Consider the following 22,334-nt stretch of genomic DNA (forward strand, 5'->3'; position numbering starts at 1 on the left):
ATCAGCGTCCTTCCTTCAATACGCCATCGGCCGCAACCTGCAGGCCGAACAAGGCACCGTGACCCACTTCGACATTCAGCAGTTGCTCACGGGGCAACCCTCGCGCCTGGGCCAGCAGCAGGCGCATTACACCGCCATGGCTGATCAACAGCACGCGCTGGCCAGCATAGGCCTGATGCAGCCGGGCGACAGCGCCAAGCACGCGCTCGGAAAACTGGATGACCGGCTCGCCCTGCGGCGGCGTGAAGGCATAGGGGTTGGCCCAGAACAAGCCCAGCCCTTGGGCATCGGTGTCCATCAACGCGGCCGCACTCTGCCCTTCCCAGGCGCCGAAGTGCAGCTCTTGCAAGTCAGGCTCCAGACTCACCGGCACATCGAGCTGTGCCCCCAACTCATGGGCAAACAGAGCGCAGCGTTGCAACGGTGAGCTGATCAGCCGATCCCATGGCCCCTGCCCCACCACTGCGTCGCGCATCTGCTGCCAGCCCTTGACGGTCAGCGCATCGTCCAGGCTGCCGCGCAGGCCACCGCCCAGTTCGGTTTCGCCGTGGCGCAGCAGGTCCAGGCGCAAGGTCATGCGGGGCGGTCCGCCACGGCGGCTTCGGCGAAGGTCGCCATCTGCCCGTGCAGCGCACACGCCAGGCGCAACAAGGGCACCGCCAACGCGGCGCCGCTGCCTTCGCCCAGGCGCAGGCCCAGTTCCAGCAACGGCTGCGCATCGAGGCTGTGCAGCACATGGCGATGGCCCGGCTCGGCGCCACGATGGCCGAACACCAGCCATTGGCGGCACGCCGGGTTCAAGCGCACCGCCACCAGCGCGGCCACGCTGCAGATGAACCCATCCACCAGCACCACGATGCCTTCCTGGGCGCAGGCCAGGTAGGCGCCGACCAGCGCGGCTATTTCAAAACCGCCGAGATTGAACAAGGTTTGCAGCGCATCACTGCGCTGGCCGGCGTGCAACGCCAAGGCGCGTTCAATGACTGCGACCTTATGGCTGACCCCTGCGGCATTCAAACCGGTGCCAGGGCCTGTGAGGTCAGTGACCTGGCAATCCAGCAATGCGCAGGCCAAGGCACTGGCGGCAGTGGTATTGCCGATGCCCATCTCACCGCCGATAAAGAGTTGCGCACCGCTTTCCAGGGCGCGGCGTGCGCTGTCTCGTCCAGCTTGCAAGGCCAACTGCCCTTGGGCTTGGGTCATCGCCGGGCCATGGACGAAATTGGCCGTGCCCGCGCCGATATTCAGGTGACGAACGCCGGGCAAATCCAAGGACGGCGTGATGGTGCCGAGGTCGACCACTTCCAATTGCGCTTGCAGTTGCCGCGCCAGCACGCTGATTGCCGCACCACCGGTGACGAAGTTTTGCAGCATCTGGCCAGTGACCGCCTGGGGAAATGCCGATACACCTTCAGCGACCACACCGTGATCGCCAGCAAAAATCGCGATCCACAGGTGTTCTACCGAGGGCTTGGCCTGGCCCTGCAAACCTGCCAGCTGCACCGCCAGCGCTTCCAACTGGCCGAGGGAGCCGGCGGGTTTGGTCAACTGCTGCTGACGCGCCAGCGCCTGTTCGTGGGCCGCGGCATCAATGGTCTTGCAGGGGTTGAGCCACCAGGAATCGGTCATAACGCAGTACCTTTCAAAGTCAGGGGCAGGCCGGCAACCGTCAGCACAACGCGCTGACAGTGCTCGGCCAAGGCTTGATGCAACCAACCGGCTTCATCCACATAACGGCGAGTCAATTCGCCCAGCGGCACGACACCCAGACCGGTCTCGTTGCTGACAAAAATGATTTCCCCCGGCAGCGAGGCCAGGGTTTGCAGCAGGTGATCACGCTCGGATGCAAGGCGGGCCGGGTCTTCGAGCATCAGAAGATTGGTGAGCCACAAGGTCAGGCAATCCACCAGCAGGCAGCGATCAGTGGCGGCGTTTTCGCGCAGCACGCGCGCCAGGTCGATGGGTTCTTCAACCAGGCCCCAATGGTCGGGGCGGCGCTGGCGGTGCAGCGCGACGCGCTCGTTCATCTCACCGTCGAGGGGTTGGCTGGTGGCGATATAAATGACGGCAAGCCCGCTCTCTGAGGCAAGCTTTTCGGCCAGGCGGCTCTTGCCCGAACGGGCGCCGCCGAGGATCAATTGATACATGCAAAGGTCTCTGGCGAACAGTGTGGGGGTGGGTTTGCTCGCCAATAGGGTGTGTCAGTGAATGCACCTATGGCTGGCCCACCGCGTTCGCGAGCAAGCCCGGTCCCACGACGGTCGGACAGCCGGCGCATATCCATCTGATGCTCCGCAATCCAAATGTGGGAGCTGGCTTGCCTGCGAAGACGGCCTGACGGCCAACTGGGATGTTGGATTAGACCGAGTGCATATCCGTTATGTAGGTAACGGCCACTTAGGGTTCCGCCCTGACGGCGGCTCACTTTTGAAAAGCGCAAAAGTAAGCAAAACGCTCTTGCCCCACCACTCGGCACCTCGCTTAGGCTCGGTGTGCCCGTAATCCGCCAGTGATTTGGGGGGCCGCCGCCACGCGCCATCCATGGCGCGGGGCGGCTAAACCGGCATCCCTGCCGGTTTACCCCCCAAATCCCTGTCGAATTCCGGCCAGCGTGGTTTAACGGGGCGCCTAAGATCAAGATCAAAAGCAGATCAAGAGCGGCTCGCTTCGCATCGTGGTTAGCGTTGAGGGCTACAGCGTTGTGTAGATACACATGGCTATCGCGGGCAAGCCAGCTCCCACAGTTCGATCGTGTGAACATCGTCAGATCCCACATAGCTTGCGCAACAACTCGGTGTCCAGGTGGTACTCCACCAAGTCCGCCAAGCGCTCGATATCGCGCTCGCGCAAGCCGTGATAATCCACCTCTTGCACATCCTGCAACCCGGCCCAACGCAGCAACGCGCTGCACGCCGCCGGGGTCTCGAATAAGCCGTGCAGGTAGGTGCCTAGAATTTGCCCATCGGGGCTCTGTGCGCCATCGCTGCGGCCATCGTCCAGCAGCACCGCAGCGCTTGCCAAGGCAGCGCCGCAGGTTACCCCCGCATGGATTTCATAACCGCTGACTTCGGCGTCTTCCAACACCAGGCGTCCACGCACGTTGCGCAACTGCTTCTCTTGTTCCAGGGTGGTGCTGAACGCCAGTAACCCGAGGCCGTCGCTGGAGCCCGCAAGCCCTTCCAGGCCCAACGGGTCATGGACTTGCTCGCCGAGCATCTGCAAGCCGCCGCAGATCCCCAGTACCTTGCCGCCATAACGCAGGTGCCGCGCCACGGCGGTGTCCCAGCCATTGGCACGCAGGTAGGCCAGGTCACTGCGCACGCTTTTCGAGCCCGGCAGGATGATCAGGTCAGCAGCCGGTATCGCCTGGCCCGGCCCGACGAACTGCAAGTCCACCTGCGGGTGCAAGCGCAGCGGGTCGAAGTCGGTATGGTTGCTGATGCGCGGCAGCACCGGCACCACTACCTTGAGCACTTGGGCGGCCTTGTCGATCTGGCGTTGGTCGATGCCGTCTTCCGCCTCCAGGTGCAGGTCCATCACGTAGGGCAGCACGCCGACCACCGGTTTGCCGGTGCGCGCTTCGAGCCAATCCAGCCCGGGTTGCAGCAACGCGATATCACCGCGAAAACGGTTGATGATGAAGCCCTTGACCCGCGCCTGCTCACTGGGTGACAGCAGTTCCAGGGTGCCGACCAGATGGGCGAACACGCCGCCGCGATTGATGTCTGCGATCAACAGCACCGGGCAGTCCACCGCTTCGGCGAAGCCCATGTTGGCGATATCATTGGCGCGCAGGTTGATCTCGGCCGGGGAGCCCGCGCCTTCGACCATTACCACCGGGTAGGCCTCACTCAAGCGCGCGTGGGAGGCCAACACCGCTTGCATCGCAATGGCTTTGTAGTCGTGGTAGGCCACGGCATTCATGCTGGTAACGGCACGGCCATGGATGATCACCTGGGAACCGGTGTCGCTGTTGGGCTTGAGCAACACCGGGTTCATGTCGGTGTGGGGCGCCAGGTTGGCAGCCTGGGCCTGCACCGCCTGGGCGCGGCCGATCTCGCCGCCTTCGGCGGTCACTGCGCTGTTGAGCGCCATGTTCTGCGGTTTGAACGGTGCCACTGCGATGCCCTGGCGTACCAGCCAGCGACACAGCGCCGTCACCAGGGTGCTTTTACCGGCATCGGAGGTGGTGCCCTGCACCATCAACGTGGTCATGTGGCGTCCTTGTAGGCGGCCAGGGCTTCATCAAGGCGCAGCCAGTCGGCTTCGGTGTCAGGCAGGCCCAAGCGCACGCTGCTGTTGTGCACAAACAGGCGCAGCAGGATGCCGCGCTGGGCCATGAATTCGTACAGCCGTTCAGCGTGGGGGGTAATCAACCACTGGAACAAGGCGCAGCCCCCGTGGGGTTGAAGGCCGCGGCGCTCAAGCAACTCGAACAGACGCTGGCCGGCTGCGATGCAACGACTGCGCTGACGCGCATGCCCGTCGGTGTCGCGCAGGCACACTTGGCCCAACACCCGCGTCGGCCCACTGACGGCCCAGGGCCCGACCTGTTCGGCCAACAGCTTGAGCAACTTGCGCTCGGCCAGCACGAAGCCCAGGCGCACACCGGCCAGGCCGAAGAACTTGCCGAATGAGCGCAGCACGATCAAGCCGACCTGATCGGCATGCCTGGCCAGGCTCAAGTCCGGGGTTACGTCAATGAACGCCTCGTCCACCACCAGCCAGCCACCGCGCTGGGCCAGGCGTGCATGCCAGTCCAGCAGGCGTTGCGGGCTCAGGCTCAAGCCCGTTGGGTTGTTGGGGTTGACCACTACCAGCACGTCGAGGCTGTCGAGAAAGAAGTCGACTTCCTGCTCCTGCACTTCGCGCACCACATAACCGGCGCGACGCCAGGCTTCGGCGTGCTCGGCATAACACGGCGAAAGCACGCCGACCTTGCCGGAACGACGCAGGCGCGGTAGCAGTTGGATCGCCGCCTGGGAGCCCGGCACTGGCAGCAATGGGCCGGCGCCGTAATACTCGCTGGCAGCCTTTTCCAGGCCGTCATCGGTTTCCGGCAAACGCGCCCAGGCACGCAAGGGAATCTCGGGAATCGGCCACGGCCAGGGCGCCAGGCCGCTGGACAGGTCAAGCCAATCCGCTTCGGCAATGCCGTATTCAATCGCGGCCTTACGCAGCCGACCACCATGTTCAAGCATAGATTTGCGCCCCCACGCACAGGACCAGCAGCCACAACCATACGCCGCGCTGCACCAGTTGCCAGCCGCGATCAATGGAATCGGCGTTGGCCGGCGGGCCTTCGCCCAATGGCGGGCGCTGATGCACCTCGCCGTGATAAATCGCCGCACCGCCGAGTTCCACACCCAAGGCGCCGGCCCCTGCCGCCATCACCGGGCCGGCGTTGGGGCTGTCCCAGGTCGGGCCCTGGGTGCGCCAGCATTTGAGCGCCAGGCGGGTTTTACCCAATAGCGCGTAGGTTAAGGCCACCAAACGCGCAGGAATATAGTTGAGCACATCATCGATCCTGGCGGCTGCCCAGCCGAAACGCTCAAAGCGCTCATTGCGATAGCCCCACATGGCGTCCAGGGTGTTGCTGAGGCGATAGAGCACCACGCCTGGCACACCGGCCACCACGAACCAGAACAACGCAGCGAATACCGCATCGCTGCCGTTCTCCAGCACCGATTCGGTGGCCGCGCGGGCGACTTCAGTGTGGTCCAGTTCGCTGGTCTGGCGGCTGACCAGGTAACTCACACGCGTGCGCGCTTCGTCCATGTCATCACGGCGCAGGGCCTGGGCCACCGGCGTCACATGCTCACCCAGGCTGCGCATGCCCAGGGCGCAGTACAACGCCATAATCTCCAGCAGCCAGCCGATATAGGGCGCCCACGACAACGCCGTGGCCAGCAGGGTCAGCGGCACCACGGCGATAAACCACGCGGTCACGCCATGGCTGCGCCAGCCACGCCCACCGCTATTGAAACGTTGCTCGATGCGCCCGGCAAAATTGCCGAACGCCACCAGCGGATGCCAGCGCTTGGGCTCACCCAGCAGCGCATCCAGCGCCACCGCAGCCACACACAGCAAGGCCACACTCATTGACTCACTCCCCACGTGTTTTCATACAGCATGTCACTTAGCGGTCGCGGCTCGGCCCAGCCTTCTAACTGCAACATCGGTGCCGGGTAAAACTCGGCCACCGGCCCCAGGCACAACACGGCCAGGGGTTTTGCGCCGGGCGGCAAGCCCAGCAGCTCGGCCAGGGCCTGGGGATCGAACAGCGAAACCCAGCCCATGCCCAATCCTTCCACGCGCGCCGCCAACCACAGGTTCTGGATCGCGCAGGAGAGCGAGGCCATGTCCATTTCCGGCAAGGTGCGGCGCCCGAAGATGTGGCGCTCGCGGTCGTCCATCAACGCTGCGACCAATACCTCGGCGCAGTCGTTGATGCCTTCGACCTTGAGCTTCATGAACGCATCGGAGCGCTCGCCCAACGCTTCGGCAGTGCGTACGCGTTCTTCTTCTACCAACTGTTGAATCTGGCTGCGCAACGAACGGTCGCTGATGCGGATAAAACGCCACGGCTGCATCAGGCCGACGCTGGGTGCCTGGTGCGCGGCGTGGAGCAGACGTTGCAGCAGTTCAGGCGCGACGCTGCCGCCGCTGAAGTGGCGCATGTCGCGGCGTTCGGCGATGGCGCGGTAGACGGCGTCGCGGTCGGCTTGGGGGAATGCGTTGTCAGTCATGGCCTCTTCGCGAGCAAGCCCGCTCCCACATTTGAAATGCATTCCCCTGTGGGAGCTGGCTTGCCTGCGATAGCGGTCTGAAGGTCTGGCGCAAACAACGCGGCCACCGCGCCAGGATTCGACGGAAAATAAAAGTGTACGTAGGAGGCGGTCAATCGACCTTGGCGATAGACCGCTTCAGCCCCGCGCCCACCGTTAGGGCTAAGGCCACGGGCAATCGGCTCCCATTCGGTACTGGTCAGGGAATGGTGATAGGTATGCCCACGCAACGTCCCCTCCGGCAGCTCAACGCTTTGCAGCGCCAGGGCCGCGAGTTTCTTCTGCATCACTGCATCGCCTTGCAACAAGCCAACCAGTTCGGCGCGTGTACCCTCCACATCTATCAAGGAGTCGAGCAGATAGAGCATGCCGCCACATTCAGCGAGCAGTGGCTTGCCAGCGGCATGATGAGCACGAATGGCGTCCAGCATCGCGGTATTGGCCGATAATGCCTGGTGGTGCAGTTCTGGATACCCGCCGGGCAAATAGAGGCTGTCAGCCTCAGGCAACTGGCGATCATGGATCGGTGAGAAGAACTTCAGCTCGGCGCCCATTGCCCGCAACAGATCCAGGCTGGCGCCGTAGGTAAAGGCAAAGGCTTCGTCACGCGCCACGGCAATACGCACACCGGCCAGCAAGGGTTCGGCTTCGATCACCTCGGGCGCGGCAAAGGTCACCGGCGGCGGCAGGGCCACTTCGCAACTGCTGCCCAACGCCTGGGCGGCGGCGTCCAGGCGTACATCAAGGTCGTTCAGTTCGCTGGCTTGCACCAGGCCCAGATGGCGGCTGGGCAGTTCGATGCCGGTCTCGCGGGACAATGCACCGTACCAACGCAAGCCCTCGGTGAGGCTGCCTTCGAGCAGTTGCGCATGGCGCAGGGTGCCGACGCGGTTGGCCAGCACGCCGGCGAACGGCAGGTCGGGTTGATAGCGCGCCAGCCCCAGGGCCAAAGCGCCGAACGTCTGGGCCATGGCGGTGCCATCGATCACGCCCAGCACCGGTACACCGAAGTGCCGCGCCAGGTCAGCGCTGGAAGGCGTGCCGTCGAACAGGCCCATCACGCCTTCGATGAGAATCAGGTCGGCCTCCCCCGCCGCCTCCCAGAGCAGGCGGCGGCTCTCTTGCTCGCCCACCATCCACATGTCCAACTGGTACACCGGCGCGCCACTGGCACGCTCGTGGATCATCGGGTCGAGAAAGTCCGGCCCGCATTTGAACACGCGCACCTTGCGTCCCAGGTTGCGGTGCAAACGCGCCAGCGCGGCGGTGACCGTGGTTTTGCCCTGGCCGGACGCCGGAGCGGCGATCAATACGGCCGGGCAATGACGGGGCTGATTCAAAGTTCGACGCCTTTCTGTGCCTTGATACCGGCCTGGAACGCGTGCTTGAGCATGCCCATTTCGGTGACGGTGTCGCCCATTTCGATCAGCTCAGGCTTGGCGCCACGGCCAGTGACCACCACATGCTGCATGGGCGGGCGGGCTTGCAGGTCGCTGAGTACCTGATCCAGGTCAAGGTAACCGTGCTTGAGGGCGATGTTCAGTTCGTCCAGCACCACCAAGCCGATGGAGGGGTCATTCAACATGGCCCGAGATACCGCCCAAGCCGCTTCGGCGGCGGCGATATCGCGCTGGCGGTCCTGGGTTTCCCAGGTGAAGCCTTCGCCCATCACATGAAAGCGCACCTGCTCGGGGAAGCGGCGGAAGAACAATTCTTCGCCGGTGCTGTTACGCCCCTTGATGAACTGCACCACACCGCATTGCATGCCATGGCCCATGGCCCGGGCAAGCATGCCGAACGCCGAACTGCTCTTGCCTTTGCCGTTGCCGGTCAGCACCAGCAGCAGGCCGCACTCGTTGGGGGAATTGGCGATGCGCTCGTCAATCACGGCTTTTTTGCGCAGCATGCGCGCCAGGTGGCGTTCGTCGCGGTCGGGGGAATCAGTCATGGCAGCTCTCCGTTGGGGCTGGACAAAAACGGCGGGCAGGAAAAAGAAAAACAGACAGCCAAGCATCGCCCACCGTGATGCTGTTGGATGATCCAGGCCGGTCTCCGGGCTCATGAGTGGCGCTTTTGATAGCTAGCAGCCGAGGGTGCGCCTTCCCATATCGCGTGCGATACAGTGGCAAACAGCACCGTCTTGACTCATTTACCGTTGCGGGGGCAGCGCCGGAATCGCGGCAGCACTGTGTACAAGTGCGCTCACTCACCGGCTTCCCTGTTTCACTCCGTCGACGCGTACGCCACAGAGCACCTGGAACAAGCCGCGAAGGTTAGTGGGTTGGGGGGGGAGCGTCAATTAAAGCTGGCCTTGTACTTGAACCATCCGCCGTTCGTGCTTCTCTACCCCTACAGGTATCAAGGAGAAAACCATGCCTAAAACCCGACTCGCCCTACTGATCATGTTCGCCGGTAGCCTCGCTGCGTGCGGCGAAAGCTCGACCCTGCAGGTCGCCGACGGCACCGGGCCCTCGCCCCGGCTGCCGGAGCCGAACAAGACGCTGATCCCCACCGTCAATATCGCCCCGGCCATCGGCTGGCCCGAAGGCGCCAAGCCAATCGCGGCCGCAGGCACCCAAGTATCTGCGTTCGCCGAAGGCCTGGATCACCCGCGCTGGCTCTACGTGCTGCCCAACGGCGACGTGCTGGTGGCCGAGACCAATGCACCGCCCAAACCGGACGACGCCAAAGGCGTACGTGGCTGGGTGATGGAAAAAGTCATGGACCGCGCTGGCGCCGGCGTGCCGAGCCCGAACCGCATTACCTTGCTGCGCGATGCCGACCATGATGGCGTGGCAGAAACTCGCACGGTGTTCCTTGAGAATCTCAACTCGCCGTTTGGCATGGCCCTGGTGGGCAACGACTTATATGTGGCCGATTCGGATAAGTTGCTGCGCTTTCCCTATCAGCCGGGTGAAACCGCGATCACCTCCCCCGGCACCAAGGTGGTGGATTTACCCGGTGGCCCCTTGAACCACCACTGGACCAAAAACGTGGTGGCCAGCCAGGATGGCAGCAAGCTGTACGTCAGCGTCGGCTCCAACAGCAACGTCGGCGAAAACGGCCTGGAAGCCGAACAGGGCCGCGCCGCCATCTGGGAAGTCGACCGCGCCAGCGGCCAACACCGCATTTTTGCCTCCGGCCTGCGAAACCCCAACGGCATGGCGTGGGAACCACAGAGCGGCAAGCTGTGGACGGCGGTCAACGAGCGCGATGAGATTGGCAGTGACCTGGTGCCGGACTACATCACCTCGGTCAAGGATGGCGGCTTCTATGGCTGGCCGTTCAGCTATTACGGCCAGCATGTGGATGTGCGTGTGACCCCGCAGAACCTGGACATGGTCGCCAAGGCCATCGCTCCCGACTATGCGGTAGGCCCTCACACTGCGTCGCTGGGGCTGACCTTCGCCGAGGGCAGCAAACTGCCCGCCCCCTTCAGTAATGGCGCATTTATCGGCCAGCATGGTTCCTGGAACCGCAAGCCGCACAGTGGCTACAAGGTGATTTTCGTGCCGTTCGAGGGGGGCCAGCCGAAAGGGCAACCGGTGGATGTGCTGACGGGGTTTCTTGATAGCGATGAGAAAGCCATGGGCCGGCCGGTTGGCGTGGTGATTGATCAGCAAGGGGATTTGCTGGTGGCCGATGATGTGGGCAATAAAGTTTGGCGGGTTTCTGCGGCCAAATAATCCATTTGAACAGCGCCACAAAAACAATGTGGGAGCGGGCTTGCTCGCGAAGGCGGAGTAGCAGTCAATAAATTTTCTGACTGAACCACCGCTTTCGCGAGCAAGCCCGCTCCCACATGGGGTGCTGTGTTCGGCTCAGGGGTTACGCGCAAGATTCGCTGGCAGTACCCGTTTGGCGCTCAGGTAGGCATTCTGCCAATACGCTTTGGATAGCGTATCCAGCTTCACCGTACCGCCGGTTTGCGGCGCGTGTACGAAGCGCCCCTCCCCCACATAAATGCCCGCATGGCTGACCCGCGAACCACCACCGGTGGCGAAGAACAGCAGGTCGCCGGTCTGCAGGTTTTGTTCGCTGACGTCCTGGGCACGCATCACGATCAGTTCACGGGTGGTGCGCGGCAATGAGATGCCAGCAGCGTCGCGGAATACAAAGCCGATCAGGCCACTGCAATCAAAACCCGAGTCCGGTGTGTTGCCGCCCCAGCGATAAGGCGTGCCGACCAGGCCCAGCGCACGAAAGAGCACGTCTTCGGCAGCTGGCGAGAAATTCTGGGTGGCATAGTTGAACACCGGCTTAGGCTTGACCGCGACGGGCGCGGGGGGCGGTGTACGACTGGCGCAGGCGCTGAGCAGCGCGGCGCAAACAATAAGCATCAGGCGGGCCGAGGTCGACATGTGCAGAACAATCCTGGTCTGGATGCGGCTTTCGCTGCCGAACGTTGAAAACCAGAACGCGCAAGCAAAGCTCGCGCGAACGGATGACAACAATGTCCAGGGATTCTAGCGCTTACACGTCAAACTTCAAGTATCACTTTAACTTTACTTACTAGCGGTAACCGTGGTCGGGGCCATGGCGAGTGCGCGCTTGGCTTCGATGAAGGTTTTGCTCCAGTAGCTGTCACCCAGGTTATCGACCCGAACACCACCACTGCGGCGGCTGCTGGAGTGAATAAACTGGTTATCGCCCAGGTAGATACCGGCGTGGCTGACACGACCGCGGCCACTGGTACTAAAGAAAAGCAGATCACCGGGCTTGAGGTTGTTTCGTGCGACCAACGGTGCATTCACGTTGATCATCTCGCGTGTAGAGCGCGGCAGGTTCATGCCGGCTTCTTCACGAAACAGGTAGCCAATGAACCCGCTGCAATCAAAACCGGCTTCCGAGGTGCCGCCGAAACGGTAACGGGTACCGATCAAGGACATGCCGCGCTCAAGGATGCTGTCGGCCAGAAGTGGCAGCTGGTAAGGCTTGCTGTCAGAGAACTCGGCGAGTTCTTTTTCGGTTGCCACCTCTTCTTCATAAACAGAAGCAGACTGTGCAGCAACGAACTTTGCCTGATTTTGAACCTGTGGTTTTTGCTGTTCTGCCACCTGCTGAGGGTGGGAGGCACAACCAAACAACAGGGTAACGAGTGCGAGAGGCACGAGGGGTGCGAAGCGATTTAGCATGGGCACGACCGTGGCTGATGTGTAAAGAAGCCGAGACTATGCCCTCTATCACATCGATTTGCAAATTCAATCGCGATCTATGTGACTTATCGTTTCGACTATGCCATCTAAGCCGTGATTCCATTTATTGCTTCAGCTGCGTAGCCCTTAAGGCTCAAACGCAGGTTTTCTGACGCCTTGAAAATGCCGACATATGGAAAATCAAGACCTTACCAACCCAAGGTTTCTTTGAGGAAAGGGATCGTCAATTTTCTTTGCGCCTGTAAAGAAGCCTGGTCGAGCTGTTCAAGCAAATCGAACAGCGCGCTCATGCTGCGGGTACCACGGGTGAGAATAAAGTGCCCGACTTCGTCGGTCAGGTGCAGGCCACGACGGGATGCACGTAGTTGCAACGCACGCAGCTTGTCCTCGTCGGACAACGGGCGCATCTGGAAGATCAGCGCCAGGGTCAGCCGCGATTTGAGGTCAGCCAGCTTCACTGGCAGCTCACGGGGAGAAGTAGAGGCGGCAATCAGCAGGCGTCGGCCGCTGTCACGCAGGCGGTTGAACAGATGAAACAGCGCCTCTTCCCACTCTGCTTTGCCGGCCACTGCCTGCAGGTCGTCGAGACATACCAGCTCGTACTGCTCAAGGTTATCGAAGATGCCGATGCCGCGGTCCATCAACTCTGCCAGGGGCAGGTACACCGCCGGTTCGCCCATCTGTTCGAAACGCAGGCACGCGGCCTGCAGCAGGTGGGTGCGCCCCACGCCATGCTTGCCCCACAGATAGATCAGGCTTTCAGTCCACCCGGCGTCGGCTTCGCAGAGCCGCTCGACATAGCCGAGTGCAGCGGCATTGGCGCCTGGGTAGTAGTTGATAAAGGTAGCGTCATCACGCAGACGCACACCTAGGGGCAGCTGAATCGGTTTCATGCTGACTGAACGGCTCCCATCGAACCGTTAGTGGCCTCTGTGTAAAGTTTGCAAAGTTTATACCCGTGACGCCGGGCGCACAATGCAGCAGACCACAAGCAAAATCAAAGGTTTGCGTTAACTCGCAGGTTTACGCGAATTGTTTGACGCACCCGGCGCCAATAACAACAAACCCGGCCAGGGCCGGGTTTGTGACATTGCGATTACAACTCGGGCTCATCCACCCCTGTGTACACGTCCGAATCCTTGTACAGGTCGTGCACATGGCGCACCAGCACCATAATCACCGCCGCCACCGGCAACGCCAGCAGGATGCCGGTAAAGCCGAACAGCTCGCCACCCGCCAGGATCGCAAAGATCACCGCCACCGGGTGCAGGCCGATTCGATCGCCCACCAGCAGCGGCGTCAGCACCATGCCTTCCAAGGCCTGGCCGACCATGAACACCGCGACAATCCCCAGCATCGGGTACAGGTCGCCGCCAAACTGGAACAGCCCCGCCACCAACGCCGCGCCGATGCCGATCACAAAGCCCATGTACGGCACGATGGCCGCCAGGCCCGCGATCAAGCCGATCAACAGCCCCAGCTCCAGGCCGATCGCCATCAGGCCGGCAGCGTAAATCACGCCCAGCGCCAGCATCACCAGCAACTGGCCACGCACGAACGCGCCCAGCACCTCATGACACTCCGCCGCCAGGGAAACCACGCGCTCTTCACGGTCACGGGGCAGCAGGCTGCGGATCTTGGCCATCATGATGTCCCAGTCTCGCAGCAGGTAGAACGCCACCACCGGGATCAGCACCAGGTTGGTCAACCAGCCGATGAGCGCCAGGCTCGACGCGGTTGCCTGGCTGAGCACCACCGTAACGATGTCGGTGGTCTTGTCCATATGCTCGCTGATGGCCGCCTTGACCTTGTCGAACTTCCAGAAGCCATCCGCCAGCCCGAACTTGGACTGGGCCCACGGCATTGCCGTGTGCTGCAACCAGTCGAGCATCTGCGGCGCCAGTTCATAAAGACGGAACAGCTGCTTGGCCAACATCGGCACCAATATCAACACCAGCGCCGTGATGATCAACGTGAACAGCGCAAACACCGTGATCACGCCCCAGGTGCGCGACATGCCGACTTTTTCCAGGCGATCCACCACGGGATCGAACAGATAGGCGAGCAGCAGCGCCACCAGGAACGGCGTCAGGATCGAATGCAGCAAGAACACAAAAACGCACAGCAGGACAATCCCGCCAAGCCACACCCAACGACGCGTATCCGCCATAAACCACTCCATCTGTTATCTACGCCCTTCTTCTATATAGAAGGAGGAACACCGTTTACCAACGAAAACGCAGTTGCGCCTGAGGCTCAGGTGCAGCAGCCGGTTGCGCGCCATCGACCACGGCTGGCTGGGCCGGGGCTTCGCCAGCAGGAATTTCCTGCAGCTTGGCCAGGCTCAATTGGGTGCGCAGTTGTTCAGCGCTGCCATTGACGCGATACACGATCCGGTTGCCATCCACTAACTGCGGCTGGCCGCCAAAGGGCTCCAGCAAGCGGCCCAGGGCAGCGTAACGCTCCAGGTTCATGCCTTGTACTTCAAGCAGTTGCTCAGTGCTCACGCCCGGCTTGACCGCAAAGCGTGGCGCCAGCTTTTGGCTGACCGCCAGCAAGACAGCGTCGGCGAGCGCGGCAGTGTCAGCGCCTTGGGCGGTGCCCTCCTCAGCCTTGTCGCCCAGCCACAGGCGCCATTTGGCCTGCCATTGACTGCCTTCCTGACGCGCATGCACCGCCAGCAACGCATCGGCACCGTAGCGCTCGGAGGCTGCACGCAAAGGCGTGGCGTCCGGGCTTTCAAGATTCGGCGCGGTGGCGACTACCTGTTCATCCAGGTCTCCCAACGGCAAGCGCAGCGGCAGCCCCCGGTGTTGTGCGGCCCGGCGCAGGGCCTGGGCAACGGCCTGGCCATCGCCGACCAGGCTGCTGCCTTCAGTTGAATCGTTCAGCCACCAACCCAGGATCGACGGCCGGTTGCTGCCCCAGATCGACAGGCCCGCATCACGCAAGGCGCGGTCGGTGCTGACCGGGTCGAAGTCCACTTGCAGGCTTTCCGGCGGGCCGGCGTCGTAGCCGTACTGGCTGATGATTTGTTGCGGGTCTTTGCGGATCGCCGCCAGGCCCGGGCCATCGGCGGCCTTGGCGTCGCCGGTCAGGCGGATCACCAGGGTCTGAACGGCACGCTGGGTGGCTTGGTCGCGCTCTTGGGGCGACTGGCTGCTGACTGGTTCAAGTACTTGATAGAGGCCATTGAGGGTTTCGGCATGACTCGCCAGGCTGACCAACGACAAGCAGCCTACAAAGAAGAATTTACACAGACGCATGGAAGATTCCCGAACGACAAATTTAGCGGTTGGAACAGACCGCGTGATCTCGGTTTGGCAAGGCTGTGACACAGCGACCGGTAAAACATTCACAGGGTCCCGGTAAGTTTTCATACTGTCATAACGCTAGCGAGTTCAAGGCTATACCTTAATACGCACGATTACCGGCCCGATTTGCATTTTTTTGAGCTCATATGCCCTGCCCGTCGGCCCGAGGATGGCCGCTGCCCCTCAAGCCTGATAAAATCGCGCGCCTTCGCAGACCGTCAACGGCAGGGCCCTTTTCAAAAGCCCCCGCCCGCCCGGTCGTTACCCAGAAATCCCCCCTAAAGGCCTGGATCATGAGCAAGCAACCCTCCCTGAGCTACAAGGACGCCGGTGTAGACATCGACGCCGGTGAAGCATTGGTCGAACGCATCAAGAGCGTCGCCAAGCGCACTGCGCGCCCTGAAGTCATGGGTGGCCTGGGCGGTTTTGGCGCCCTCTGCGAAATCCCGGCCGGCTACAAGCAGCCTGTACTGGTGTCCGGCACCGACGGCGTGGGCACCAAGCTGCGCCTGGCCCTGAACCTGAACAAGCACGACAGCATCGGCATCGACCTGGTCGCCATGTGCGTCAACGACCTGGTGGTGTGCGGCGCCGAGCCGCTGTTCTTCCTCGACTACTACGCCACCGGCAAGCTCAATGTCGAGACCGCTACCCAGGTCGTGACCGGCATCGGTGCTGGCTGCGAACTGTCGGGTTGCTCCCTGGTGGGCGGTGAAACCGCTGAAATGCCAGGCATGTACGAAGGCGAAGACTACGACCTGGCCGGTTTCTGCGTCGGCGTGGTGGAAAAAGCCGAGATCATCGACGGTTCCAAAGTAGCCGCTGGTGACGCCCTGCTCGCCTTGCCATCGTCCGGCCCGCACTCCAACGGTTACTCGCTGATCCGCAAGATCATCGAAGTGTCCGGCGCCGACATCGAGAACATCCAGCTCGACGGCAAGCCACTGACCGACCTGCTGATGGCGCCGACCCGCATCTACGTCAAGCCACTGCTCAAGCTGATCAAGGACACCGGTGCCGTCAAGGCCATGGCCCACATCACCGGTGGCGGCCTGCTGGACAACATCCCGCGCGTCCTGCCAAAAGGCGCCCAGGCGATTGTCGACGTGGCCAGCTGGCAGCGCCCGGCAGTCTTCGATTGGCTGCAGGAAAAAGGCAACGTCAACGAAACCGAAATGCACCGCGTGCTCAACTGCGGCGTGGGCATGGTGATCTGCGTTGCGCAGGAACACGTTGAAACCGCACTGAACGTGCTGCGTGAAGCCGGCGAGCAACCTTGGGTCATTGGCCAGATCGCCACTGCTGCCGAAGGCGCAGCCCAGGTTGAACTGAAGAACCTCAAGGCTCACTGATGCCCCAGACCTGTGATGTCGTGGTGCTGCTTTCCGGCACCGGCAGTAACTTGCAGGCCCTGATCGACAGCACGCGCACCGGCGACAGCCCGGTGCGCATCGCTGCGGTGATTTCCAACCGCAGCGACGCCTACGGTCTGCAACGCGCCCGTGACGCGGGTATCGATACTCGCTCCCTGGATCACAAGGCGTTCGACGGTCGCGAGGCCTTCGACAGCGCCTTGATCGAACTGATCGACGCCTTCAAGCCCAAACTCGTGGTCCTTGCCGGTTTCATGCGCATCCTCAGCGCAGATTTCGTCCGGCACTACGAAGGGCGCCTGCTCAATATCCACCCTTCCCTGCTGCCCAAGTACAAAGGCATGCACACCCACCAGCGCGCCCTCGACGCCGGCGACAGTGAGCATGGCTGCAGCGTGCATTTTGTGACCGAGGAACTCGATGGCGGGCCTCTGGTCGTACAGGCAGTGGTTCCGGTAGAGTCAGGCGACTCGGCGCAGACGCTTGCGCAACGGGTTCATACCCAGGAACACAGGATTTACCCGCTGGCTGTTCGCTGGTTTGCCGAAGGACGGTTGATTCTTGGCGACCAGGGTGCATTATTGGACGGCCAGTTACTCGCGGCCAGCGGCCACTTGATTCGAACCTAGGAGATTTTATGCGTCGCGCCCTGCTTTTCGCTTTTGCGCTGTTCGCTTTGCCTGCCGTACAAGCGGCAGACCTTCACCCCTTCTCCGTCAGCTACACCGCCGACTGGAAACAACTGCCCATGAGCGGTTCGGCTGAACGCAGCCTGGCCAAGAATGGCGACGGTACCTGGACCTTGAATTTCAAGGCCTCGATGATGATTGCCAGCCTGACCGAAACCAGTGTGATCCTGTTCGACAAGGACACCCTGCAACCCAAGAGCTACAGCTTCGAACGCGGCGGCCTGGGCAAGGCGAAGAAGATCAACCTGGATTTCGACCAGAGCGCCAAGAAAGTCACCGGCTTTGAAAACAAAGACCCGGTCAATGTCACTCTCGAAAGCGGCATGCTCGACAAGTCCACCTATCAACTCGCCCTGCAGCGTGATGTGGCTGCGGGCAAAAAGAGCATGAGCTACCGCGTGGTTGAGGGTACCGATACCGATACCTACGACTTCCGCGTGATCGGCTCGGAAAAGGTCCAGACCAAGGTCGGTTCGATCGACGCGATCAAGGTCGAGCGCGTGCGCGACCCGTCGCAGAGCAAGCGCATCACCCAGATGTGGTTTGCCAAGAACCAGGGCGGCATCCTGGTTGCCCTGCGTCAGGTTGAGACCGATGGCAAGGAATACAACATCATGCTGCAGGATGGCACCGTTGACGGTAAGGCCGTCAAAGGTAGCTGATTGCTGATGCACCGGAAAAGAGCCTCGCTGAATGCGGGGCTTTTTTTTGCCTGGCATTTTTAGGAGGAGCCACTACCGCTATCGCAGCATAGGTATCTACACAACTTCGGTACGACGCTAAACCTGTGGCGAGGGAGCTTGCTCCCGTGACGACCGGACAGCCGACGCCCATCTATCTGGCACCCCGCGATCAACCTGTGGGAGCGGGCTTGCTCGCGAAGACGGCCTAACAGTCAACACAGTTGGACCGGGTACATATCCGTTATTTAGGTAACGGCCACCCAGGGTTCCGCTCTGACAGCGGCTCACTTTTGAAAAGCGCAAAAGTAAGCAAAACGCTCTTGCCCCACCACTCGGCACCTCGCTTAGGCTCGGTGTGCCCGTAATCCGCCAGAGATTTGGGGGGCCGCCGCCACGCGCCATCCATGGCGCGGGGCGGCTAAACCGGCATCCCTGCCGGTTTACCCCCCAAATCCCTGTCGAATTCCGGCCAGCGTGGTTTAACGGGGCGCTTAAGATCAAAATCAAAAGCAGATCAAGAGCGGCTCGCTTCGCATCGTGGTTACCGTCTGCTGCTACAGCCTACAAAGTTGTGTAGATACCTATGGCTTGCCTGCGATGGCGGTGCCGAGGTCAACCTGGCCGCCCGGAACATGAAACTTTTGTCATAAAGCCCCGGTGGTGGCGACGCAATGCCTTGGTTTACGCGGCCTCCAGCATTGTTGCGCTTCCTGCAATGAATTATTGCGCGCAAAATCAGTTTACTTAGCAAGCTAACAAATCATATAACAGAGGCCTGCGACGACTTGCCGCAGATCAACCAGAGATTGGAGCAAGCAGATGACTGTAAAAGTAACTGAACGCGACGATGAACATATGTCCCATGAAGCCGTAGGCCACGGGATTCACATCTGGGATGTCCATCAGCAAGACGTATTGGTCGGCATGTTTCACAACGAGAGCGACGCCCATAATTATAAAAACGAGCTCGAAACTCTCGAACTGCAACGCCAGGCAAAGAGCTCCTGAAGCTCTGAAATCATGTTGACGCCCGGCCCACGCAGCCGGGCCGTCTACAAGAAACCGCGCCTTTGGAGCGCGGTTTTTTTGTCAATAATCGCCATAAATTAATGTAACAAAAACACACACAAATAATGATTCTCGATATCATTCGTGCACCTTTCATTCAGGCTCACGAATCAGGGAATCAATTAGATGCATGGAAATAGCAGCAAGCCAGAAAACGCGTTACTGGAACGCTGGAGCGAAGCACTTGCCACCGAGCAATTTCAGGCCAGCCACATCAGCCTCCAAACCCTGATCAATACGCTGGCACCCGCCGCCGAACGTAGCTTCCAACGCCTGATCCAAGCTTTGTTTCGTGAAAGCCTGCTGGACCCCAGCACCCTCCTTTATGACGAACACGGGCATTGCTCGCTGACACTGCCTTGCCAGGCCCGACTGCGTTTCGAACATTTGCGTCCTGGCCGCATGGCAAGCTGGGACCTGCGCGGCGAAGTCATCCTGTTGCGCGAAGGCCAGCCCGAACAGAAAATCCAGTTCCCCTCACAGTTGTTGACGTTGTTTAACGCCAGCCTTGCTTCGCCTGCCGACCGGGAAGTGCTCAACCGCCTCAACGTCGAGATCGACGACAGCTTCATCAACGACACCTTGTGCCTGGCCTTCCATGAGCAATGGACGCTCAAGTTGCATGCGTCCATGAGCCCGGAGCACCAAGACAATCTGCTGAGTCATCTCAAAAACAGCCCGAGCGTTATCAACCCGACTTCCGTGCTTGAACAGTGGGGAACATTGGGTCATCCATGGCACCCCAACTACAAGACCAAACTGGGCCTGAATACCGAGCAAGTCATCGACTATTCGCCAGAGTTCGAAGCACGCTTCCCGGTGCTGCTGTGTGCGCTACATCGCCAGTTTGCCCATGTCGAAAAGTTGGCCGGTACCGCCGATTACTGGCAGTGGTGGAGCGAGCACTTCCCGCAAGCGGCACAGCAATTGACCGCAGCCCTGCAAGCACAGGGTCTTGAGGCAGGCGATTATCTGCCATTGCCCGCCCACCCTTGGCAGGCACGCCAGGAGCTGCCCCAACTGTTCGCCAACGAAATCGGCGACAAGCTGCTGGTGCTGACCGATATCGTCGCGTTTACCGCCCACCCCACCATGTCATTCAGGACCGTGTTACCTGAGGGCCGTCGCGATGCGCCGATGGTCAAGCTGCCCGTGTCACTGCGCCTGACCAGCGTACAGCGCACCGTATCGCCGCGCTCAGCGCGCATGGGTCCACGGATCAGCCATCTGCTGCTGAGCATCCTGGAACGCGAACCGGTCATTCAAAAACGCCTGAACATCGTTCCCGAGCGGATCGGCGTGCATTTCCAGCCACAACCGGCCAATGATGAGCACGCTCGCCACCTGGCGGTGCTCTATCGCGACAATCCCCAGAGCCAACTCCAGCCTAGGGAAATGGCCGTACCGGTGGGCAGCCTGTTTGCCATTGATCAACACGGCCAGCCACTGCTACGCCAGTGGGTGCGCCTGAGCCAAGGCAAGGATGACGCGGCGGCCATGCTCGCGTTCTTCCATGACTACGCAGCGATCACCGTGCCAGCACTGCTGGGCATGTATTTGCGCTACGGCATCGCTTTTGAGGCCCATCAGCAAAATTCCTTCATGGTGATGGCCGCAGACGGACAATTGAGCCGCCTGTTGCTGCGCGACTTCGGCGATATCCGAATCGACCGCAAGACCTTGCACGCCCATGGCCTGGACATTGAACTGCACGACCCGAAGATGACGCTGTACGACGACGCCGGTTTCGTACGGGACAAACTCCTGCACACCGTATTTATGTGCCATCTGGGCGAGCTCATCCTGCTTGCCGCGCGCCACTTCGACATCCCTCAGGCGCTGCTCTGGGATGAACTATCGGCACAGGTCAGCCAGTGTTTTGACGACCTGCGCTCGCAGGTTGATCCGCAGCGCTGGGCCACCGAACGCGAAGCACTGCTGGAGCACGCGTGGCCGGCCAAGTCGTTCATGCGCATGCGCCTGCTGGAGAGTCATGCCGATATCGTCGGGCGTCTGCCTAACCCGTTGAGCGCGGCCGCCAATGCCGACTAACAACACAGCGCTGCGGCTGCTGGTGGTGATTCAGTTGGTGTCGATGGGAGCGATGGAAATGAGCGGCCCGTTCTGGCCGCTGCAAATCCAGAAGCTGCTGGGCGTTGCCAATGCCCAGTACACCGGCCTGCTGTCTTCGCTGGTGTATGCAGGGCCAATGATGGCGGCGATGATCCTCACACCCATGTGGGGGAAACTGGGCGACCGCACCGGCCATAAGCTCATGATTATCCGCGCGCTGCTGGCGTTAGCGGTGTGCCAGGCGCTGGCTGCAATTACGCCTGATCCATGGTGGCTGGTGGCTATCCGTGTAGTACAAGGCGCATTGGCCGGTTTCATCGCCGCAGCCCAAGCCTACGCGCTGGCCTGCTGCGGTGACGGCGGACGGGGGCACATTCTTGCCCGGCTGCAATCAGCCACCGCCGTAGGTTCCCTGGCCGGGCCGGTGTTGGGCGGCTGGCTGATGGACATATCCGGTTTCGCATTGCTGTGCTACAGCGCCACCGGCGTCTGCCTGTTGTGCGCGATAATCAGCGCGTTCTTACCCAGCGACTCACCACGATCGAGACCCGCCCGCACGTCCCAGCCTGCCGCACTCCCCAAAGGCTGGATTGGCGCGATGCTGGGGATCATCGTATTGATCCAGGCAGCCAGGATGATGCCGCAACCGTTTTACGCCCTGTATGTCGCCGAGGTTTTGCACGCACCCGCGTGGCTGATCGGCGCCAGCTATGGCGCCAGCGCCTTGACCCTGGCACTGTCCGCGCCGTTGTGGGGCCGCCTGTTCGATCGGCATCAGCCAGCCCATACGCTGCGCATCATCGAGTGGGTCACCTGGGCCTGCGCGCTCACGCTGGCCTGCACGGCACTGGCCAGTGAATGGTCGGGTTTTATCGCCAGCCGGCTGCTGTGGGGCGTGTGGCAGGGTGCTTTGTTGCCCGTGGCCTACACACTGATCGCCACTACCGTAGCGCACAACCAGCAGGGTTTTGCCCTGGGCATGGGCAACAGCGCCGCCAAAGCCGGTGCACTGTGCGGCGCACTGTTGGGCGGTATCGGCATGGGATGGGTGGGCCTGGCGCACAGCTTCTGGCTGGTCGCACTGACCTACGCCTTGGCCGCCGTGAGTATCCGCGCCATCCGTTCGTTTGCGCGAGCGCCTGAGACATCCGATTTTTCTGTCAATACTTCTAATAACTCTGAGACATGAT

The 22,334-nt window shown here is 61.4% G+C and carries 21 protein-coding genes and 1 riboswitch; of the genes, 7 read left to right on the forward strand and 14 right to left on the reverse strand.

Going from position 1 to position 22,334, the window contains the following annotated elements:
• Nucleotide 1: 1 nt before the first annotated feature.
• From cobC to cobO, 9 genes are all read right to left on the reverse strand, one after another.
• Nucleotides 2-577 (reverse strand): alpha-ribazole phosphatase family protein, encoded by a 576-nt coding sequence (gene cobC / locus N2A98_RS18835; RefSeq protein ID WP_078803576.1) that lies wholly within the window; start codon nucleotides 575-577, stop codon nucleotides 2-4.
• Entirely contained in the window at nucleotides 574-1,629 is a 1,056-nt protein-coding gene (gene cobT, locus N2A98_RS18840; RefSeq protein WP_047711516.1) for a nicotinate-nucleotide--dimethylbenzimidazole phosphoribosyltransferase, read from the reverse strand. Before cobT ends, cobC begins: the two co-directional genes overlap by 4 nt.
• Nucleotides 1,626-2,147: a bifunctional adenosylcobinamide kinase/adenosylcobinamide-phosphate guanylyltransferase gene (gene cobU / locus N2A98_RS18845; RefSeq protein ID WP_078803578.1), complete on the reverse strand. Its 522-nt coding sequence runs from the start codon at nucleotides 2,145-2,147 to the stop codon at nucleotides 1,626-1,628. Before cobU ends, cobT begins: the two co-directional genes overlap by 4 nt.
• Nucleotides 2,148-2,763: 616 nt before the next feature.
• On the reverse strand, nucleotides 2,764-4,215 hold the full coding sequence (locus N2A98_RS18850; protein ID WP_275622492.1) for a cobyric acid synthase: 1,452 nt from the start codon (nucleotides 4,213-4,215) through the stop codon (nucleotides 2,764-2,766).
• A complete protein-coding gene (cobD, locus tag N2A98_RS18855; RefSeq protein ID WP_044268418.1) occupies nucleotides 4,212-5,201 on the reverse strand; it encodes a threonine-phosphate decarboxylase CobD in 990 nt (329 codons plus the stop codon). Before cobD ends, N2A98_RS18850 begins: the two co-directional genes overlap by 4 nt.
• A complete protein-coding gene (cbiB, locus tag N2A98_RS18860; RefSeq protein ID WP_275622493.1) occupies nucleotides 5,194-6,102 on the reverse strand; it encodes an adenosylcobinamide-phosphate synthase CbiB in 909 nt (302 codons plus the stop codon). The genes cobD and cbiB overlap by 8 nt, the downstream gene beginning before the upstream one ends.
• Complete coding sequence (gene bluB, locus N2A98_RS18865; protein WP_275622494.1) at nucleotides 6,099-6,749, reverse strand: 5,6-dimethylbenzimidazole synthase; 651 nt, start codon at nucleotides 6,747-6,749, stop codon at nucleotides 6,099-6,101. The genes cbiB and bluB overlap by 4 nt, the downstream gene beginning before the upstream one ends.
• On the reverse strand, nucleotides 6,746-8,128 hold the full coding sequence (locus tag N2A98_RS18870) for a cobyrinate a,c-diamide synthase (protein WP_275622495.1): 1,383 nt from the start codon (nucleotides 8,126-8,128) through the stop codon (nucleotides 6,746-6,748). The genes bluB and N2A98_RS18870 overlap by 4 nt, the downstream gene beginning before the upstream one ends.
• The gene (cobO, locus tag N2A98_RS18875; protein WP_005790169.1) at nucleotides 8,125-8,736 is read right to left on the reverse strand and encodes a cob(I)yrinic acid a,c-diamide adenosyltransferase; all 612 of its coding nucleotides are present in this window, start codon (nucleotides 8,734-8,736) and stop codon (nucleotides 8,125-8,127) included. The genes N2A98_RS18870 and cobO overlap by 4 nt, the downstream gene beginning before the upstream one ends.
• Nucleotides 8,737-8,813: 77 nt before the next feature.
• Nucleotides 8,814-9,061, reverse strand: a riboswitch (cobalamin riboswitch).
• Nucleotides 9,062-9,160: 99 nt separating this feature from the next.
• On the opposite strand from cobO, the gene N2A98_RS18880 reads away from it, so the two are divergent.
• A complete protein-coding gene (locus N2A98_RS18880; protein ID WP_275622496.1) occupies nucleotides 9,161-10,474 on the forward strand; it encodes a sorbosone dehydrogenase family protein in 1,314 nt (437 codons plus the stop codon).
• 135 nt (nucleotides 10,475-10,609) lie between these two features.
• On the opposite strand, the gene N2A98_RS18885 is transcribed toward N2A98_RS18880, so the two are convergent.
• The 5 genes from N2A98_RS18885 to N2A98_RS18905 all read right to left on the reverse strand — a co-directional run bounded on the left by N2A98_RS18885 (nucleotide 10,610) and on the right by N2A98_RS18905 (nucleotide 15,210).
• Nucleotides 10,610-11,149: a C40 family peptidase gene (locus tag N2A98_RS18885; RefSeq protein WP_032895899.1), complete on the reverse strand. Its 540-nt coding sequence runs from the start codon at nucleotides 11,147-11,149 to the stop codon at nucleotides 10,610-10,612.
• A 144-nt stretch (nucleotides 11,150-11,293) separates the two neighbouring features.
• A complete protein-coding gene (locus N2A98_RS18890; protein WP_003193051.1) occupies nucleotides 11,294-11,923 on the reverse strand; it encodes an NlpC/P60 family protein in 630 nt (209 codons plus the stop codon).
• A gap of 209 nt (nucleotides 11,924-12,132) precedes the next feature.
• Nucleotides 12,133-12,837, reverse strand: coding sequence for a DnaA regulatory inactivator Hda (gene hda / locus N2A98_RS18895; RefSeq protein ID WP_003193052.1), 705 nt, complete (start codon nucleotides 12,835-12,837; stop codon nucleotides 12,133-12,135).
• Between the two features lie 203 nt (nucleotides 12,838-13,040).
• A complete protein-coding gene (locus N2A98_RS18900) occupies nucleotides 13,041-14,114 on the reverse strand; it encodes an AI-2E family transporter (protein WP_003193054.1) in 1,074 nt (357 codons plus the stop codon).
• 55 nt (nucleotides 14,115-14,169) lie between these two features.
• A complete protein-coding gene (locus N2A98_RS18905) occupies nucleotides 14,170-15,210 on the reverse strand; it encodes a DUF2066 domain-containing protein (protein WP_044268405.1) in 1,041 nt (346 codons plus the stop codon).
• Nucleotides 15,211-15,551: 341 nt separating this feature from the next.
• Here N2A98_RS18905 and purM point away from each other — a divergent pair, with 341 nt between their 5' ends.
• From purM to N2A98_RS18935, 6 genes are all read left to right on the forward strand, one after another.
• Nucleotides 15,552-16,610: a phosphoribosylformylglycinamidine cyclo-ligase gene (purM, locus tag N2A98_RS18910; RefSeq protein WP_014719398.1), complete on the forward strand. Its 1,059-nt coding sequence runs from the start codon at nucleotides 15,552-15,554 to the stop codon at nucleotides 16,608-16,610.
• Nucleotides 16,610-17,260: a phosphoribosylglycinamide formyltransferase gene (gene purN / locus N2A98_RS18915; RefSeq protein WP_044268401.1), complete on the forward strand. Its 651-nt coding sequence runs from the start codon at nucleotides 16,610-16,612 to the stop codon at nucleotides 17,258-17,260. The genes purM and purN overlap by 1 nt, the downstream gene beginning before the upstream one ends.
• An 8-nt stretch (nucleotides 17,261-17,268) precedes the next feature.
• The gene (locus tag N2A98_RS18920) at nucleotides 17,269-17,982 is read left to right on the forward strand and encodes a DUF3108 domain-containing protein (protein WP_032895894.1); all 714 of its coding nucleotides are present in this window, start codon (nucleotides 17,269-17,271) and stop codon (nucleotides 17,980-17,982) included.
• Nucleotides 17,983-18,822: 840 nt separating this feature from the next.
• Nucleotides 18,823-19,011: a hypothetical protein gene (locus N2A98_RS18925; protein WP_003193064.1), complete on the forward strand. Its 189-nt coding sequence runs from the start codon at nucleotides 18,823-18,825 to the stop codon at nucleotides 19,009-19,011.
• Nucleotides 19,012-19,197: 186 nt separating this feature from the next.
• On the forward strand, nucleotides 19,198-21,123 hold the full coding sequence (locus tag N2A98_RS18930) for an IucA/IucC family protein (protein WP_275622497.1): 1,926 nt from the start codon (nucleotides 19,198-19,200) through the stop codon (nucleotides 21,121-21,123).
• A complete protein-coding gene (locus tag N2A98_RS18935) occupies nucleotides 21,113-22,333 on the forward strand; it encodes an MFS transporter (protein ID WP_069557104.1) in 1,221 nt (406 codons plus the stop codon). Before N2A98_RS18930 ends, N2A98_RS18935 begins: the two co-directional genes overlap by 11 nt.
• Nucleotide 22,334: the final 1 nt, after the last annotated feature.

The sequence above is a fragment of the Pseudomonas sp. FJ2-5-13 genome, assembly GCF_029201605.1.
GTDB classification, from domain to species: domain Bacteria; phylum Pseudomonadota; class Gammaproteobacteria; order Pseudomonadales; family Pseudomonadaceae; genus Aquipseudomonas; species Aquipseudomonas lactis.